Origin of the sequence: Pedobacter sp. KBW01 (assembly GCF_003852395.1) — a bacterium.
Taxonomy (GTDB): domain Bacteria; phylum Bacteroidota; class Bacteroidia; order Sphingobacteriales; family Sphingobacteriaceae; genus Pedobacter.
Genome location: NZ_QAJQ01000001.1, coordinates 150,451 through 166,001, shown reverse-complemented (window position 1 = coordinate 166,001; position 15,551 = coordinate 150,451). Strand labels below are relative to the sequence as shown.

The window sequence follows — 15,551 nt, the reverse complement described above, 5'->3', positions numbered from 1 at the left end:
ATCTCCCCACCTTTAACAATCGTTAACAAATGCTATATCAATCTGTCTTTTATCACCAAAGTATTGGCAGTAATATCGTGCCAGCACTGGTTTTTCTTATTCAAAAAGCTGTAGAGATAACCAAAAAACACAGGGATTACCGATAAGATTTTAGAAAAATTACGGACTATGGAAATACCAAAAGAAACACGGCTCCCATCCATACCGGCCACCTTAATATTCAGCAGCTTTTTACCTATTGTAGCCTGACTTTTAGTTGCTTCGGCAATGCTGCCATAAATTAGCTTAACCACAAATATAATTGGGAAAGGAACTAAAAAAGTCATAATGCGCTGGTCTTTACCTTCAATAAAGATATAGCTGGTTAAAATAATAATGGTATAGAATCCAAAAATAATGAAATGATCGATTACTGAGGCCAGTAAGCGCTGATCGAATGCGGCAAAATACTGTGGGGCAGTTTTTTGATAACTGAAACCCAAAAGCTCACGCAATTCGGGGATTGCATGAGCTTCTTTATAATCATCCATCCCTGGTTTACGGATAAACGTATTCGGTTTTATATCTAAATCTTTAAGATCGGTTAAACTATATGGCCCTTGTGGCTTACCATTAATTACAACTGTGTACTCTTTATTGGGGTTCATTGGTTTTCAGGTTTGTTTGGATGTTAGGACTGTAAGATTAATGGCTAGGAATTTCCTTCCATTTTCCATCCCACATCTTCCATCCCCTAATATCTGCTCACCTCAAAGTTACTCAATCCACCATCTAAATTGATGAAGATTTTTTTGGTAGAGGTTTTATAGTTAGGAGTTTCGTATACTCCATCGCTCAGTTTTAAAAATCCATCAAAATCTTTGGCCGATAAACCTGTTTTTGTTTTAATTCTACAACCAGAGTTAGTAGGAACCTTAATTTTCACATCGGCAACGCCTGATTTTACCACCACATCTGTAATAGGTAACAAATCGCCAAAAGTTATATCAAGGGCTGCAGCACCACCATCAAAACGGAAAGTACGCACTTTATAATCTTTAAAATCGAAATTAGCTTCGCCTGCACCTAGTTTCATTATCACATCCCAATTGGCAGCTTTGTTTAATTTAAAGTTTACATCGTTACTGCCGTCTCCAAAATTCCATTTACCTTTTTTGTCGTCCATTTTAAAGGTAAGCACCGTAGCACTATCGGTTAGTAATTTCTTAAGTGAAAAATTGCCATGTTTTTTGGTGATATCGGCATTGATCAGTTCAGCCGTTTCGCCATCCAGGTTAAAAGAAATTCCGCCACCCGAAATATTTAAAATCGTTTTTTTTGCGTTGTCGGCTTCAACAAAAGGCTCTGTAAGTTTTAATTGGTTAAAAGCAGTATCATTGTTGTTGTCATCATCCCTATCGTTATCATCCAAATTAATATCTACATCTTTTTTAAAATGATGTCCCCACCAGTTACTCCTGTCAGGAACCTGCTGGCCCCTGTAAAACAGAAAAGATAAAGCCACCACTAAAACTGCAATCGAAATAATGCTTCCGGTTTGAGAGTTATTTTTGTTGAATAAAATATTTACACCTGCAATGATGAGAAATATTGGCCAGAAGCTCCAGATATTACGCCAGTAAAAATCAATAATACCAAAGTTTTCGAGTAGAAGTACACCGCCAATAAAAAGCAGTAAAATACCCCAAATTAATCTATCTAATTTCATTTTATTTATGCTTGAGGGTTAGGTGATGTTGAATTATCGTCGTTGCTGGCAGGTGTTTCGGGAGCTGATTCTACAATAGTTTCAGAGAAATCTGTTTTTTTCTGTTGTTCTGCTTCCTGTTGGGTTTGAAAAGCTGCCCAATCGTTTTTTCTTTTTGATTTAGCAATTACAGCAATACCTAAACCAATAAACACCAATGGCCACATAAATTTGAACAGATTGCGAAAACTAAACCAATAAGGTATAAAATCAAGTTCGCGCATCAGAAAAAAACAACCAATTACCAATAAAAGCAATCCGCCAATGGTGCGGCCAGTATCGTTTGATTTGTTAAAACCACTAAAATTGGCCTGAGTTTCAAATGGTGTTTTTTGTGTATCGCCAACAGGCTGTGTCCAGTTGGTATTTCCCGAGCCAACAGGACCGGTAAAAGAATCGCCTGTGCCAAATGGTGCACCTGGATTTTGTTTATTAAAATAATCGTTAAATTTCGAGAACCTTGCAGCCGGATCTGGATTTACCGGAACAATAATCCACATAATTATATAGGCAATTAAGCCGCCTCCAGCCATAAATATGGCCGATAGTGCAAACAATAATCTGATTATGGTAACCTCCACCTGCATGTAATCTGCAAGTCCCGAAGCTACACCGGCAATCATCTTATCGTGTTCGTTTCTAAAAAGCTTCTTTTCCATAACGCTGTTCATTTTTGTGTTTAAAAATCGAGCGGGGTAATTAAAACCTCATCTACGTTTACCCCTTTACTTAAGTTTAAAATGGTAAATAATGTTTCTGCAATATCTTCGGGTTGTACAAATTTTTCATCCGGAATGGTTGTCCCTTCCCAGGAAGAAGTTTTTGTTGAACCAGGCAAAAACGCAGTAACTTTAACGTTGTGAGGGGCTAACTCTTGCCGCAATACATGATTAAGACTTAACATCGCTGCTTTTGTTACACTATAACTGCCACCATTTTTTACCGGGGCTTTACTGGCTACTGAACAGATGTTAAATATATGGCCACGGCCTGCCGCACGCATCTTTTTACCTAAAAATTTACTGGTGTAGTAGCCTGCATTTACGTTCAAATTTTGCTGCTTTTCAAAGGTTTCGTCATCCTCATCGAGCATACTACCGGGTAAAAAAGTACCCACATTGTTTACCAGCACATCAATAAAACCTGCTTCGGCATCAGCCTGGTTTAAAAACTGATATACACTTGCCTTAACCGAAAAGTCGACCGGGTAAACAGCTATCGTTCTCCCGGCAGTCAACAAATCATCACGCAGGATTTCGAGTTCCTTCACATTCCGGGCGCCGAGTACCAAATCGAAACCATTTTCCCATAATTTAATGGCAATTGCCCTACCAATTCCTTTAGTTGCACCGGTTATTAAAGCTTTCATGTTTTTGTGGTTTAATTTTTGTTAACAAAAAACCATATTTATATTCAAAAGCACGAATATTTTTGCAATTAGCAAAGAGCGACAACTTTTTTATCGTTTCTTTGTAGTACTATATAATGATCATTTAAATTAAGCAACACCTACGGAATGAATTTTACCAATTTCGGCAGATACATCCTGCTACTCAAGTCTGTATTCAGAAAGCCGGAAAAGCTGAAAATATACCTTAAAGAGATCGTCAAACAAATGGATTATGTTGGCGTGGGTTCACTGGGGCTTATTGCCATTATCTCTACTTTTATCGGTGCAGTTATGACTTTACAGATTGCTTTCCAGCTGGTTAGCGATTTCATACCTAAAACCATCATTGGTTCGGTAAACCGCGATTCGAGTATACTGGAGTTAAGTCCAACCATTAGTGCAATTGTTTTGGCTGGTAAAATTGGTTCGGCCATTTCATCCGAAATTGGCTCAATGCGTGTAACTGAACAGATAGATGCCCTTGAAATTATGGGTATCAATGCACCGGGTTATTTAATACTTCCTAAAATTATTTCGGGAATTACCATGGTGCCTATGCTGGTTATTATTTCGATGTTTTTAAGCATTACCGGTGGATATATTGGTGGTTCTATTTCAGGTGCGGTAACTCCTGCAGAGTACATTCAGGGTATTACTACTGATTTTAACCCATATACCATCACCGTAGCACTGGTTAAAGCATTTGTTTTTGGCTTTATTATTACTTCGGTACCTGCTTACGAAGGTTTTTACGTTCGTGGTGGTGCATTAGAGGTGTCGCAGGCCAGTACAAGAGCCGTTGTTATCAGCTGTATTTCTATTTTAGCTTGCGATTATATCGTGACCCAATTGTTATTGTAATGATCGAAATTAAAGATATTTATAAATCATTTTCCGGAAACGATGTACTACAAGGCATTTCCGGCAAGTTTGAAGAAGGCGTAACCAACCTGATTATCGGTGGTTCTGGTTCTGGTAAAACTACTTTGCTTAAATGTATGGTGGGCTTGCACCAACCAGATTCGGGCTCGGTACTGTACGATGGCCGTGATTTTACACCAATGACCTACGAACAACGTATTGAGGTACGTAAAGAAATAGGTATGTTGTTTCAGGGATCGGCTCTTTTTGATAGTATGACTGTGGAGGATAACATTATGTTCCCATTGAATATGTTTACCGATCAAAGCCGTAAAGAGAAATTAGAGCGTGTAAATTTTTGCCTCGAAAGGGTTAACCTTGCAGGTAAAAACAAATTGTTTCCGGCAGAATTATCTGGTGGAATGAAAAAACGTGTGGGTATTGCCCGTGCCATTTCCATGAACCCAAAATATCTGTTTTGCGATGAGCCCAACTCTGGTTTGGATCCGAAAACCTCGATTGTTATTGATGAACTGATTCAGGAATTAACAGAAGAATACAAAACAACCACTATTGTAGTAACGCATGATATGAACTCGGTAATGGGAATTGGCGATTATATTTTATTCCTGCATGAAGGGAAAAAATTCTGGGAAGGCAGCAACAAAGAAATTGCCCATACCGACATTAAAGAGCTGAATGACTTTGTGTTCGCCAGCCGCTTTATGAAAGCTGCAAAAGATAAGTTTTAAAAAATTTGTATATTTGGGTATGACCGCGGCAACAAAAAATACCATTCATAAATTGGAAACCCTACCAGATAGCATGGTATACGAGGTAGAAGATTTTATTGATTTTTTAAAAGCCAAGCATGCCAAAAGCTTTCCCAAATCGGGAAGCAATGAAGTAAAATTAGTTGAAGAACCAAAAAGCTTGTATGGTGCCGCAAAAGGTCTATTTATCATCCCTAAAGATTTTAACGAACCATTAGATTTCTCTTAAAACCAAATCGTCATTGCGAGGCACGAAGCAATCTAATCACAAATCAATCGCATTAAGATTGCTTCGTACCTCGCAATGACGGCATACTATAAATTAAATGATACAATTACTTGCCCCCACCCACTGGAAAGATTACGAACTGATTGATTGTGGGGATTTTGAAAAATTAGAACGTTTTGGCAATGTTATTTTAATCCGTCCTGAACCACAGGCCGTATGGAAAAAAACCTTATCAGAGCAAGAATGGCGTAAAACCGCTAACATTACTTTTAAAGGCCGTTCGGCTACTTCTGGAGAGTGGGTAAAAAAAAACCTTTCTATTCCTGATCGCTGGCATGTAGAATACAAAAACAACGAAGCGGCCATTAAACTTCGTTTAGGCTTAACTTCTTTTAAGCATGTTGGTGTATTTCCGGAGCAAGCTGTAAACTGGGATTTTATTTCTTCATCGATCAAAAAGTTTAAAACGCCGCAACCTAAAGTATTAAACCTTTTCGCCTATACAGGTGCAGCTTCGTTAATTGCCAATGCTGCCGGTGCAGAAACTACACACGTAGATTCGATTAAACAGGTTGTAACCTGGGCCAATGAAAACCAGGAGCTATCAGGTTTAAAAGATACCCGATGGATGGTAGAAGATGCCTTGAAGTTTGTGAAAAAAGAGCTCAAAAGAGGCAAAAAATATAACGGTATTATCCTCGATCCACCTGCATATGGCCATGGCCCTAACGGCGAAAAATGGAAACTGGAAGACCATATACAGGAAATGATGCAGGATGTAGTACAGCTTCTAGATGAAAAAGAACACTTCCTGATCCTGAATACCTACTCTTTGGGTTTCTCTTCGGTAATTGTCGAAAACCTGATCCGTACTTCTTTCCCTGCGGTTAAAAACCTCGAAACAGGCGAATTATATTTACAGGCTACATCGGGAATTAAATTGCCACTGGGTGTTTTTGGTAAATTCTGTAATGTGTAAATGTTAATTACTTTATTTTAAACTACCAGATTTCCACCCTACTTTCATTCCAAAACAGAATCGGAAAACTGTCTAAACTTTAATTACCTTAATAATCTATGAAATTTCCTCAATTAGCAGGCACACTAATACTTGGTTTCGCCGCAATCAGCTTGTTTGCCAACTGTAATTCAGATGGTAAAACCAGCAGCAGTATCGGCAAAATATTTTCTTCTGATTCGACGAAGAAAAAAACCGATTCTACAGAGAACGTAATAAAACCTGTTGATCCTAAATTATATGACTCTTTAGCCAAAAAACTTGCCAATGGCGATACCACAGGGAGGTGGCCGGTAAAAAAACAACCCTATCCTTTAGCTGGTGCTATTTTACCTTTTAAACGTATTGTGGTTTATTACGGGAACCTTCACTCCAAAAAAATGGGTGCTTTGGGCGAGTATGCTCCAAAAGAAATGTGGCAACGCCTAAATGCCGAAGTTAAACACTGGGAAAAGGCGGACCCATCTACTCCTGTACAGCCAGGCTTACATTACATTGCAGCCGTGGCAAGCGGTACGCCAGGTAAAGATGGTAAATACATCAACAGAATGGGTAATAAACAGATCGATTCTGTTTTAAAAATCGCCAAAATGCAACCAAATACCATCGTGTTCTTAGATTTACAGGTTGCATTGAGTAACATTAAAGCTGAATTACCACACATCGAAAAATACCTTGAGCTCCCTTACGTGCATTTAGGTATCGACCCTGAGTTTTCGATGAAAGATGGTTCATTACCGGGCAAAAAAATTGGAACTTATGATGCTGCAGACATTAACTATGTATCGGGCTACCTTGCTGATATTGTAAAAAAATACAACTTGCCTCCAAAAGTATTTACCGTTCACCGTTTTACAAAGAAAATGGTAACTAACTCGCAAAACATCAAGTTGCGCCCGGAAGTTCAGATTGTAATGCACATGGACGGATGGGGTGAGCCTGAATTAAAAAAAGGAACATACAGGCACTTTATCCAAAGCGAGCCAGTGCAGTTTACAGGTTTTAAACTATTTTACAAAAACGACTTAAAAAAAGCACCTAACAGGCTAATGACTCCTGAAGAGTTATTAAAACTTACACCAAAACCGATTTATATTCAATATCAATAAATAAATTAACACAAAAGGCCCGTAATTTTACGGGCTTTTTGCTTAAACAGGTTTTTATCCATTATTTGCAATTCATATTAACCCTATTTAGTATCACATAACTACACAGGGTTAAAACTTTTAGGAATATTCGGCGAGCGACTATAATTAATATCAAAAAATATCGTTTTTTTGATTCAATTAATTAGTCGACTAGATTTTACAACAGGTAGGATATGCAAACAGCAACATTTGGCGGAGGCTGCTTTTGGTGCACCGAAGCCGTATTTCAGGCCCTGAGCGGAGTAACCAAGGTTACATCTGGCTATATGGGGGGAGATCTAAAGCATCCAACATACATGGAAATCTGCAATGGCGATACCGGGCATGCAGAGGTGGTTCAGCTCATTTTTGATGAAAACATCATTTCTTTCAACGAGCTTTTATTTATTTTTTTTAAAACCCACAACCCAACTACACGAAACAGGCAAGGCAATGATGTAGGCTCGCAATATCGTTCGGTAATATTTTACGAAAATGATGATCAAAAAACAAAAATTGATCAAATCATATCAGCCTTAACGCAGCAAAATGTTTTCGAAAAACCGATTATTACCGAAGTTATACCAACAACTGAATTTTATGAGGCCGAAGATTATCACCAGAATTATTTTAATGATAACCAGGGAAAACCTTACTGCTCTTTTGTAATACAACCCAAGTTAAATAAGTTTGCAATAGATTTCAGGAACAAAATCAAACCTGAGCTCCTCGAATAATTAAACCTCAAAAGTAAGCAACCCGTGTTGGCTGGCGGTGTGTATATCCCTCCATACCCGATTAATCTCCGATCCCTTTTTTGCCGCCTCTAAACCACAATACGGAAACAAAACACTTGCAGTACGCCAACAGGTATGAACCAATTTACGACTGATTGAACTGACCTTATTTAGTTTAGCATTGGTAATTTGACCATTGTTCATTAACTCAGTCCACGATTCATCAAATGCGGCATAGAATTGCGTTCTTAGTGTCTGCACCTCATGTTTGCACCGGTCTAACTCGGCAGTAAAGAACTGCATTTGTGCTTCGCTAAATCTCCGCAGGCTGGAGCGTGAATGGAATGATTGTTCTGCCAGTTGAATAAAATGGTTAGTCATCCCCAAACTGTTTACCGTTAGCGTGGTTTCTGCAAGCTGCAAAAACGGGTAGTCAAAGCCTGAATCCGCTACCAGGATATCTTTATTGATTATAAAGGTCCTGTTCTCTGGCACTTCGAGGTTTTTTACCTCAAAAGCATGGCTACCGGTTGCCATGAGACCGAAATAAGACCATCCTGGTAAAATATATACTTCTGCTTTTTTTAGGATAAATGATTTGATTACAGACTCGCCGTTTTCATCCAAAATATCCTCCCCATTTTCGTTTTTAAGGGTACAGTTGGCTGTAAATATGGTAGCGTGTAATGCACCACTGGCATAGTTCCATTGACCGTTTATAAGATAGCCCTTTTCCGTTTTCACAGCTTTGCCTCCTACTGCCCCACTTCCTGCGAAACAAACTTCCCGGTCGGCAAAAATATCGGCTGCCAGCTCCGGATTTAAAAAACCAGCAAACCATCCTGCTCCGGCGCATAAGGTAACCGTCCAGCCTAAACTGCCATCGGCTTCGGCCAACTGTTCTTCTAAACGCAGAATTTCAGGGAGCTTTTTATTCGCGCCGCCATAAACTTCGGGCACAAAAAGTTTGAACCAGTTTTCCTGGTAAGCCAGCTCCAGTATTGCGGGATGCAGTTTGCCCATTTCTTCTGAAAGGGCAGCATATTCGGCAACTTTTTCCTGCCAGGTAAAGGTTAAGGTATCTTCCATAATGCTGACAGCTTAAGATTGCGCCAATTTAAGTCTGCTTTTATTAATGATCTTCTTCCAGTCTAAAAAGCCGAAAATAGCCACAGTAAATAAAAACGTAGTTAAACAAGCCATTAAAGGCAGCTTTTTATGGAATAATAAGGGAATAGCTACAATGTTTGAAATATTTAGAAAAATCCAGTTTTCTATTTTACGTTTAGCCAGCAACCACATGCCCGCCCAGGCCGTAGCCGAAACAAAGGCATCGAAAAGAGGCACATCCGAATCGGTAAAATGCCGCAATACCAGATACAATACTACAAAACCAATTACCGAGATCGATACCGCAATGCTTAATTCATTGTTGTTTGACCACGACACCTGATTTTCGGCATCTTGTTTCCTTTTCTTCCAGATGATCCAACCATATACACTCATTACCAGATAATAGATGCTAAGCAGGGTTTCTGCATATAGTTTTACATTTAAGAGCAGAAACATAGACAAAAGAATGGAAATAATACCCGTAGGATAAAGCCAAATGCTGTTCTTTTTGGCCAGTAAAACTTCGGTCACACCAAAACCTACAGCCAGCCACTCGATAAAGGAAGTATGTGCAATCTGCTCCTGAAAAAGCTTAAACCAATCCTGAAAATTCATTTACAATATTTTGCTAATGCTAAAAATAATTGAAAACTGTTTTCGGGGCGAAACAGTATGGTAAAAGTTAACCTCCTTCCTACGTCGGTATTATCCGCATCAGGTACATGGTTTTAAAATTCCAATAAATATTTTAACAATAATCAAACGTCTGTACATTTTGATATTGATGTTTGGAATTTCTAAACCAACGGGTGTAATCTCAGCAAACTGGTTGAAAAGAATTTCTGAACCAATAAGCACCCCTTTGAGCAGGACAAATATAGGTTTAAAAACAGAAGGTTTTGTTTTTTATTCGATTTTGTGACGTTGAGGCTATTTGTTTTGGTTAACGATAAGTAGATCATCATTCCCAACTTGATTGGGAATAACGATCTACTGGAGTGTATGCCTCCGGTAATTAAAGTTTAAATGTGGTTAAAACAAACCAATTTGCCCTTTGTCATCAATATCGATGTCATCAGGGTTGGTAATTTCGAAGTCTACCTTTTTAACAGGTTTATCTTCAGTTTTCTCTTCTGCTTTAGCGCTTTCCTTTTGGGGTGGAGCCGGCGCAGGTTTTTCTGTTTTAGGTGCAGGAGCTTCTGTGCGTTCGAACTTTGGTTTTACCTTTTCTATAACAGGCTCATCGGCAGTTTTTTCTGCTGCTTCTGCAATTTCGTTCGTTTCTTCAGCAGCTTCTTCCTCACCTTCCTCATTGTTATTATCCTCTTCGGCAGGTATTTCTGCTACTTCCTCTTCTTCAATCTCAGGTTCTTCTAAAACAACTTTTTGTACATCATGTGGCGATAAACGATTACCGTTTGCCTTTAATCCTTTAACGTCAATCAGTTCGGCCAATACAAGATCCAGGGTTTCCGGAACCTGCGTTTTACCTTTCAATACATCGACTATAATTTTGGCGACAGGATTGGCAGTTAGGTGTAATAATCTCGATTTCTGCTCTTCGCTGATAAAAATCGTTTTCTTACCATTGGCCTGTAACTCGAATGCAAAACGCTTGATGAAATAATTCTGTGCTTTACCTTCAAAGTGAACTGCAGCAAAAACTCTTTCGGCATCAAACTTCTGAATCAACAACAGATTATCGTCAAAGTGGTTCGTTAAATCGAACGAACTCAACTCGTAGTAACCATCTTTGTGCACCTGTAAAATACGGTCGTCACCATCAAACTCGCCCAGATATTTACCACGTCCATCAACATTCAGGCGTTTTAACAAATCATCGTACCAAATTTTAAGTCCGGATAAGGTAGAAACACCTTTACTTTTTAAAATGATCTTTTTAACCGGATATTTCGATACAATATTACCTTGCGAACCACGGCCTTTAATGGCTACTTCAGCAAAATCCAGATCGAACTGTAGTTTACGTAATTTTGAATGTGGCTTTAAGGCAACATTTATAATTTCGGCTTCACCGTTAGGGTTAGCGGTAAAGTACAACACCTTCGAACCTTTTGATCCTTTGGTTAAATCGTATTCTTTATCGCGGGTTACCCCCACAACCGAAAAACGCTTAATGTACGATGTTCCACTGGCACCGTCTTTATAAACCATGTTATAAACGGTACGTTCATCGTTTTTCTTGAATACCTGTACGTGTATAATCCCCTTACCTACAAAGGTTTTATCGGCCACTTTAGTAATGGTGCATTTACCATCCTCGCGGAAAACGATAATTTCATCAATATCTGAGCAGTCTGCTACGAACTCATCTTTACGTAAACCAGAGCCAACAAAGCCATCAACACGGTTTACATATAATTTTACATTGGCTAATGCAACTTTCGAAGCCTCAACCCGATCGAACAAACGGATTTCAGTTTTGCGTTCTCTTCCTTTTCCGTACTTGTCTTTTAATTTTTGATACCAGGCAATGGCATAATCGGTAAGGTGTTTTAAATGGTTTTTAACCACTTTAATCTCATCTTCCAGATTTTTCATTTGCTCATCAGCCTTTTTCACATCAAAACGGGTGATGCTACTCATCGGCTTATCGATTAGTTTCTTAAAATCTTCGGGCAGGATTTCGCGGTAAAGCGAAGGTTTAAAAGGATCGAATAAAATATGTAAAACCTCTACTACCTTTTCAAAATTAGTTGAATTTTCGTATTCAGGATTTTTATACATCCCTTCCTGAATAAATATTTTTAACAGGGAACTGAAGAAAATTTTCTCCTGCAGCTCGTGTAAACGTATTTCAAGCTCCTTTTTAAGCAGGCTTTTTGTATGTTTTGTATTTTCGATCAGGATATCGTTCACACTTAAAAAGTGTGGCTTATCTCCCTGAATAATACAGGTATTGGGCGAAATAGAAACCTCGCAGGCTGTAAAAGCGTACAAGGCATCAATCGTTACATCCGGAGAAATACCAGGTGCCAGATGCACCACAATTTCTACATTGGCCGCAGTATTGTCTTCAATTTTTTTGATTTTGATCTTACCCTTATCGTTGGCCGATAAAATACTATCAATAACTGAACCTGTGGTAGTACTGAAAGGCACCTCACTAATCACTAAGGTCTTTTTATCCTTTTCGGTAATTTTTGCTCTTACGCGTATTTTACCACCCCGCTGACCTTCGTTATAGTTCGAAAAATCGGCCATACCGCCCGTAAAAAAATCGGGCATGATATTGGGGCGAACACCTTTCAATGCTTCTATTGATGCATCTAACAGCTCAATAAAATTGTGCGGCATTACTTTGGTAGCTAAACCTACGGCAATACCTTCGGCACCTTGAGCAAGTAATAAAGGAAATTTAACCGGCAAGGTAATGGGCTCGTTGTTACGGCCATCATAACTTAACTGCCATTCGGTAGTATCGGGATTGAACACCACATCGTTGGCAAATTTAGATAAACGTGCCTCAATATAACGTGGTGCCGCAGCACTATCACCTGTAACCGGATCTCCCCAGTTACCCTGCATATCAATCAACAAATCTTTTTGCCCAATTTGCACCATAGCATCGCCGATAGAGGCATCGCCATGCGGGTGGTATTTCATGGTGTTACCAATTACGTTGGCAGCCTTGTTAAAGCGGCCATCATCCATCTCCTTTAAGGAGTGCATGATGCGACGTTGAACGGGTTTTAATCCATCGTTAATGTGTGGAACCGCCCTGTCGAGAATTACATAAGACGCATAATCTAGAAACCAATTTTCGTATAAACCGTTAATTGGCGTTATGGTATGTTTGTGTTCTTCGTTGATGTTTGGGTCTAGTTCTTCACTCATTTATATACAAAAATTGGCAGCTGTAAATATAATAAAAAGGATAATACGGTTAAATATTGGTTATTCACATTTAGGGCTATGGCTATTCCGTCAGCTGGCGTCACACCCGTCGAATTTATACTTATCGGTCCTATTAGCCATATAAAATTTATAAGGCCATTTGCACTTACATTTCCTAAAATGCCTTATATGGTTAACAATATGAACCACATAAAAAGATCCTTCACTGCGTTCAGGATGACAGCGTAGTCGGTTATTCCGTACCCAGCAATACCCCTGAAACATTCCAGGCGCTTGAGCTCGATCCCTCAGGCTTACCCATAGGGATAGTAATTTTAATGGTGTGCTGACCGGCTTTTAAATCGCCAAGGCTAATCCAGTTGGGATTGGTAACTGTACCCGGGCACCAGTTAGACCGGCTTAAATCTGATGATGAAAGCCCTGTTTCGAAATTACCTGAAGCGGGGTTAGATAAGCGGTAAGAACCACAATCCTGTCGCCATGGGGTAAAAGCAAATGTTTCTTTATTATCCAACCATATTGTGTTTTTGCGGGGCACAAACTCATCGCCATTTCCCCAGCCACCATGGCCTGTGGTAATGTAACGCAATTTGGCATCTTTTACATCTTTATCAAGCGTGAAAGAAACTTCAAGCCCTTTTTCGCTGCTAAACATGGTGGCGTATTCTTGTCCGGCCATTTCCATTACATTGGTAGAATTGAATAGTGGCATAATTACTTCTTTTTTGCCTTCTCCACGACCGCCATTATGCAGCGTAATGTTCATCGAAACTTTGTGTCCGCCTTTATCGTAATTGCCGATAAAAACAGCAACCCAGGCTTCTTTTCCATTTACCAAAGGAAATAGCTCTGAAATATCCTGTCTGTAATACACCTTTTCGGCCCAGTTTTTATCTTTTAGTTTTAAAGTATTGTACTTGCCCACACCAAAAGGCGTAAAAAAGCGCATCAATTCAATTACCGGATTATAATTGGCCGTAGCCACTACGCCCTGGTATTTTTTCCCGTTTCCGTTATCATAAACCGGCAGTTCTTTTACCGAATTTTTCAGGGCATCCATCAAACTAATTGTTTTATCGGTTGGAATTACAAACACTGAACCCGTTCTGTCGTAGGCATCGCCATTTGATTGTTCTGTTAAATCAACAAAAACATTTGGGCTACCAGTATAAGCCGGAAATTTAACCTTTCGTGCAATAACGGTTCCACCGGCAAAACGGAAAACCGAATCGGTTGATAGAGGCTTATCGATAAAGTTGATGGTTTCGTTGTTAAACACATTTAAAGTGGTAAACCTGCTTTTCCACAAAAGGTCTTTATAAGTTAAACCATCACTTAGATTGGTACTTATTTTGGCTAAATCAATCTGTTTTACATTTTTAACAGTTTCGATTTTAGTTGCGGTAACATAACTGCTGCCATTGCGTACCTGCTCTAACACCAAACCCAGGTTTTGGCCTAAAACGGTAGGTGCGGCTTTAATGCTGGCATCGGTTGTGTACCATAAATCGATGCGGTTAGAGTTTACCACTGTGGTGGCTTTTTTACAGGTATACCCCAGTATCACTTTGGTATCGTTACTGTATTCAAAAACCTGTTTACCAATTGTTGCACTATCAACAGTTACAATTTGGCTGGCGGTGCTTAAATCGGCTATCTGAAACAAAATTTGCGCGGGTTTGGTTACCAGACTTTGCTCGTAAGGATACTTCGCCTTATTATCTAGAATATTGGCATTGCTGATTAAATTCTGTTTGGCATCTGCAATTACCACCGTAGCGTTACGGTCTTCCTTTGGTTTGCCATCGCCTGATCGGAAGTAAGTAATTTTATAAGTTGCGTTACTTTTTAGAACGCCCTGGGCCTGCAGGTTAAAAGATATAAAGGCCGAAAAAACGAGAATGTATAAATGTTTCATTGTGGTTAAAAAACCAAATATAATAGTTTGTACGATAAACGTTTGATTTTAACGAAATCCTATTTCCCCCCATCGACGGGGGCAGGGGAATGAAGCTGTAAACAATCAAATTAGAAAATCTAAAATTTCTATTCTATTATCATCCCCCTACCCCTTCAAAAGGGGGACTGAGTTTACCGCCTGACAATTAGAAACCGAATTTCTAAAAAATGTGCATCTAAACTTTCTCTTACCGCTCCAACCTATCTTCCGCAAAAGCAAAAGGCAATAAACTCTTTACGCTGGGCACTTTTAGTATCTCGCCGTTTAAGCAATAAAAAATCACATCAATCGGGCTTTGCTGTTTGCGTTCAAATTCGATCATTACCTGTAAGCAGCCTCCGCAAGAGGTAACCGGCTTTAAAATTTCGAAATGATCGGTTTGTGCGGTAATGGCCATGCTTTCGATAACCGCATCAGGGTATTTGGCACCAATTGCAAAAAGTGCTACACGTTCGGCGCATAGTCCTGATGGATAAGCCAGGTTTTCCTGGTTGCTGCCTAAAACTATTTCGCCCGAAGCCAAACGAATAGCCGTACCCACCCTAAATTTCGAATAAGGTGAATATGAGGTTGCCAAAGCCTGTTCGGCGTTTTGACATAATGTGCGGTCTTTTTCTATTAATTCATCAATACCCGCGTATTGTTCAAAAGATATATTTAGATTTATTGAATTCATTTTAAACTGTTTATTGCACCGCCTATGTTAAATTTTTA

General features: G+C 39.2%; 15 protein-coding genes. 6 read left to right on the top strand and 9 right to left on the bottom strand.

Translation table 11 applies throughout. The features are described from left to right. Positions 1-32 precede the first annotated feature (32 nt). The 4 genes from DBR40_RS00675 to DBR40_RS00660 all read right to left on the bottom strand — a co-directional run bounded on the left by DBR40_RS00675 (position 33) and on the right by DBR40_RS00660 (position 3,116). Positions 33-647, bottom strand: a complete 615-nt coding sequence (locus tag DBR40_RS00675; RefSeq protein ID WP_124557888.1) for an RDD family protein — start codon at positions 645-647, stop codon at positions 33-35. An 86-nt stretch (positions 648-733) separates the two neighbouring features. Further along, positions 734-1,708, bottom strand: coding sequence for a LiaF transmembrane domain-containing protein (locus DBR40_RS00670; protein WP_124557887.1), 975 nt, complete (start codon positions 1,706-1,708; stop codon positions 734-736). A 5-nt stretch (positions 1,709-1,713) separates the two neighbouring features. Then, positions 1,714-2,406 (bottom strand): PspC domain-containing protein, encoded by a 693-nt coding sequence (locus DBR40_RS00665; RefSeq protein ID WP_158673971.1) that lies wholly within the window; start codon positions 2,404-2,406, stop codon positions 1,714-1,716. 20 nt (positions 2,407-2,426) lie between these two features. After that, positions 2,427-3,116 (bottom strand): SDR family oxidoreductase, encoded by a 690-nt coding sequence (locus tag DBR40_RS00660; RefSeq protein ID WP_124557885.1) that lies wholly within the window; start codon positions 3,114-3,116, stop codon positions 2,427-2,429. Between the two features lie 147 nt (positions 3,117-3,263). Between DBR40_RS00660 and DBR40_RS00655 the strand changes: the two genes are divergently transcribed. The 6 genes from DBR40_RS00655 (at position 3,264) to msrA (ending at position 7,885) form a co-directional block, all read left to right on the top strand. Continuing rightward, entirely contained in the window at positions 3,264-3,998 is a 735-nt protein-coding gene (locus DBR40_RS00655) for an MlaE family ABC transporter permease (protein WP_124557884.1), read from the top strand. After that, positions 3,998-4,750, top strand: a complete 753-nt coding sequence (locus tag DBR40_RS00650) for an ABC transporter ATP-binding protein (protein ID WP_124557883.1) — start codon at positions 3,998-4,000, stop codon at positions 4,748-4,750. The genes DBR40_RS00655 and DBR40_RS00650 overlap by 1 nt, the downstream gene beginning before the upstream one ends. Before the next feature lie 19 nt (positions 4,751-4,769). After that, a complete protein-coding gene (locus tag DBR40_RS00645; protein WP_124557882.1) occupies positions 4,770-5,000 on the top strand; it encodes a DUF2281 domain-containing protein in 231 nt (76 codons plus the stop codon). A gap of 97 nt (positions 5,001-5,097) precedes the next feature. Beyond that, entirely contained in the window at positions 5,098-5,979 is an 882-nt protein-coding gene (locus tag DBR40_RS00640; protein WP_124557881.1) for a class I SAM-dependent methyltransferase, read from the top strand. 98 nt (positions 5,980-6,077) lie between these two features. Continuing rightward, positions 6,078-7,127, top strand: a complete 1,050-nt coding sequence (locus DBR40_RS00635; protein ID WP_124557880.1) for a hypothetical protein — start codon at positions 6,078-6,080, stop codon at positions 7,125-7,127. 215 nt (positions 7,128-7,342) lie between these two features. Next, positions 7,343-7,885, top strand: a complete 543-nt coding sequence (msrA, locus tag DBR40_RS00630) for a peptide-methionine (S)-S-oxide reductase MsrA (protein WP_124557879.1) — start codon at positions 7,343-7,345, stop codon at positions 7,883-7,885. On the opposite strand, the gene DBR40_RS00625 is transcribed toward msrA, so the two are convergent. The 5 genes from DBR40_RS00625 to DBR40_RS00605 form a co-directional block, all read right to left on the bottom strand. Next, positions 7,886-8,974 carry an acyl-CoA dehydrogenase gene (locus DBR40_RS00625; RefSeq protein ID WP_124557878.1) on the bottom strand — a complete coding sequence of 363 codons (1,089 nt, stop codon included), beginning with the start codon at positions 8,972-8,974 and terminating at the stop codon, positions 7,886-7,888. A gap of 12 nt (positions 8,975-8,986) precedes the next feature. Next, positions 8,987-9,613, bottom strand: coding sequence for a nicotinamide riboside transporter PnuC (pnuC, locus tag DBR40_RS00620; RefSeq protein ID WP_124557877.1), 627 nt, complete (start codon positions 9,611-9,613; stop codon positions 8,987-8,989). Positions 9,614-10,030: 417 nt separating this feature from the next. Further along, on the bottom strand, positions 10,031-12,856 hold the full coding sequence (locus DBR40_RS00615; protein ID WP_124557876.1) for a DNA gyrase/topoisomerase IV subunit A: 2,826 nt from the start codon (positions 12,854-12,856) through the stop codon (positions 10,031-10,033). Positions 12,857-13,109: 253 nt separating this feature from the next. Beyond that, positions 13,110-14,795 carry a PNGase F N-terminal domain-containing protein gene (locus DBR40_RS00610; protein ID WP_124557875.1) on the bottom strand — a complete coding sequence of 562 codons (1,686 nt, stop codon included), beginning with the start codon at positions 14,793-14,795 and terminating at the stop codon, positions 13,110-13,112. A gap of 229 nt (positions 14,796-15,024) precedes the next feature. After that, a complete protein-coding gene (locus tag DBR40_RS00605; protein WP_124557874.1) occupies positions 15,025-15,513 on the bottom strand; it encodes a cytidine deaminase in 489 nt (162 codons plus the stop codon). Positions 15,514-15,551 lie beyond the last annotated feature (38 nt).

What these genes read in the sequence shown, in the direction of transcription:
- DBR40_RS00645 (WP_124557882.1), top strand. Translation starts at nt 4,770, where the DNA reads ATGACCGCGGCAACAAAAAATACCATTCATAAATTGGAAACCCTACCA.
- msrA (WP_124557879.1), top strand. Translation starts at nt 7,343, where the DNA reads ATGCAAACAGCAACATTTGGCGGAGGCTGCTTTTGGTGCACCGAAGCC.
- DBR40_RS00675 (WP_124557888.1), bottom strand. Translation starts at nt 647, where the DNA reads ATGAACCCCAATAAAGAGTACACAGTTGTAATTAATGGTAAGCCACAA.
- DBR40_RS00660 (WP_124557885.1), bottom strand. Translation starts at nt 3,116, where the DNA reads ATGAAAGCTTTAATAACCGGTGCAACTAAAGGAATTGGTAGGGCAATT.
- DBR40_RS00635 (WP_124557880.1), top strand. Translation starts at nt 6,078, where the DNA reads ATGAAATTTCCTCAATTAGCAGGCACACTAATACTTGGTTTCGCCGCA.
- DBR40_RS00605 (WP_124557874.1), bottom strand. Translation starts at nt 15,513, where the DNA reads ATGAATTCAATAAATCTAAATATATCTTTTGAACAATACGCGGGTATT.
- DBR40_RS00655 (WP_124557884.1), top strand. Translation starts at nt 3,264, where the DNA reads ATGAATTTTACCAATTTCGGCAGATACATCCTGCTACTCAAGTCTGTA.
- DBR40_RS00625 (WP_124557878.1), bottom strand. Translation starts at nt 8,974, where the DNA reads ATGGAAGATACCTTAACCTTTACCTGGCAGGAAAAAGTTGCCGAATAT.
- DBR40_RS00665 (WP_158673971.1), bottom strand. Translation starts at nt 2,406, where the DNA reads ATGGAAAAGAAGCTTTTTAGAAACGAACACGATAAGATGATTGCCGGT.
- DBR40_RS00610 (WP_124557875.1), bottom strand. Translation starts at nt 14,795, where the DNA reads ATGAAACATTTATACATTCTCGTTTTTTCGGCCTTTATATCTTTTAAC.
- DBR40_RS00640 (WP_124557881.1), top strand. Translation starts at nt 5,098, where the DNA reads ATGATACAATTACTTGCCCCCACCCACTGGAAAGATTACGAACTGATT.
- DBR40_RS00615 (WP_124557876.1), bottom strand. Translation starts at nt 12,856, where the DNA reads ATGAGTGAAGAACTAGACCCAAACATCAACGAAGAACACAAACATACC.
- DBR40_RS00670 (WP_124557887.1), bottom strand. Translation starts at nt 1,708, where the DNA reads ATGAAATTAGATAGATTAATTTGGGGTATTTTACTGCTTTTTATTGGC.
- DBR40_RS00650 (WP_124557883.1), top strand. Translation starts at nt 3,998, where the DNA reads ATGATCGAAATTAAAGATATTTATAAATCATTTTCCGGAAACGATGTA.
- pnuC (WP_124557877.1), bottom strand. Translation starts at nt 9,613, where the DNA reads ATGAATTTTCAGGATTGGTTTAAGCTTTTTCAGGAGCAGATTGCACAT.